This is a genomic window from Streptomyces calidiresistens, from assembly GCF_014141525.1.
Taxonomy (GTDB): Bacteria; Actinomycetota; Actinomycetes; order Streptomycetales; family Streptomycetaceae; genus Streptomyces; species Streptomyces calidiresistens.
Genome location: NZ_VKHS01001128.1, coordinates 1 through 1322 on the forward strand (window position 1 = coordinate 1; position 1322 = coordinate 1322).

At 66.4% G+C, this 1322-nt stretch carries 1 protein-coding gene; it reads right to left on the reverse strand.

All coding sequences use genetic code 11. The annotated features are described in order from the left end of the window. Nucleotides 1–1076 (reverse strand): glycoside hydrolase family 5 protein (locus FOE67_RS25890; protein ID WP_182667252.1); only part of this gene is annotated, 1076 nt, incomplete at its 3' end. Nucleotides 1077–1322: the final 246 nt, after the last annotated feature.

A 1322-nucleotide genomic window follows, 5' to 3' on the forward strand; every position in this document is an offset into this window, starting at 1 on the left:
ATACGAGACCGGCCGGGGGCGGTGGGCGCCTCGGTGTCGTCACCGGGGCCGCCGGGTCCGTTTCCGCCGTCGCCGTAGACGGTGGCCTCGACGGCGGTGGCGGCGATGCCGTTGGGGCCGTTGAAGATCCGCTCGCCCCACTCGGTGAGCCGGTTCGGGTCGAAGTCGACCACCATGTCGAGGTAGTCGACACCGCCGCTGTTGCCGCTCCAGGACCAGCCGAGGTATCCGGTGCCCAGGTGCTCGCTGATCTCCAGGATGGCGTCCTCGTCGGGGTTGCCGTCGGAGTGGTAGTGGCCGAACTCTCCGACCAGGATGGGCAGTCCGGCGTTGACGAAGTCGTTGAGGTAGGAGCTGACGGCGGACCGGGTCCCGTAGACGCCGTACATGTGGATGGAGAACACCGTGTTGGCGTGGGGGTCGGAGTCGAAGACCCGGCGCGCGTTGGTGCGCATGGTGTTGGTCCAGTCCTGGCCCCAGTTGGGGCCGTCCACCATGATCAGGTGGTGGAAGTCCTCGTCGCGCAGGCGGTTGATCGCCGAGATCGTGTCGGCGGTCCAGTTCCCGTAGCCCTGGTTGCCGTGCGGCTCGTTGCCGATGTTGAGGACGACGTAGTCCTCCTCACCCTTGATGGCGTCCTGGATGTCGATCCAGTAGTCGACGGCTTGGTCGAGGGATGCGGCTTCGGGTTCCTCGCCGTAGCCGGTGGTGTCGTGGACCTCGAGGACGCAGATGAGGCGGTTCCGTTTGCACAGCGAGACGACGTCGGCGACGTCCTCGGTGTCGTTCTTGTACCAGCGGTCGCCGCTGCTGAGCACGACGCGGACGGTGTTGGCGCCCAGGTCCTTGATGTGACCGAAGGCCGCCGTGTGCTGCGTGTACCAGGAGTGGGGGTGGTTCACGCCGCGCATGACGAAGTCGTTGCCGTTGGCCTCCAGGATGCGCCCGTCGGCGACATGGAGGCCCGCCCGGGGGCTGGATTGGGCGGAGGCGGAGAGGGGCGCGGCGACGACCATCCCGAGCAGCACGGCGGCGGCTCCGCCCAGTGCCGTGGAGATCTTGGTCGCTCTCTTCATGGGGGTCTCCTCGTGGAACCCGTCCCGGGGTTCCGTGGGTCGAGAGGGTGTGGGAGCGCTCCCCTGAAATCAGGCCAGAATGTCACTGACATGTCAATAAGCTGAACCGGTTAAGCGCAGTCGAACTGCTTCGATGAGAGGCACGAGAGTCGCTGTGGTGCGTGGGAGAAGTTCCACGGCCAGCCGTTTCACGTCACCGGCGGGCCCTGCGACCCCTTCCCGGCTGTCTCGTATATTCCTCTTACG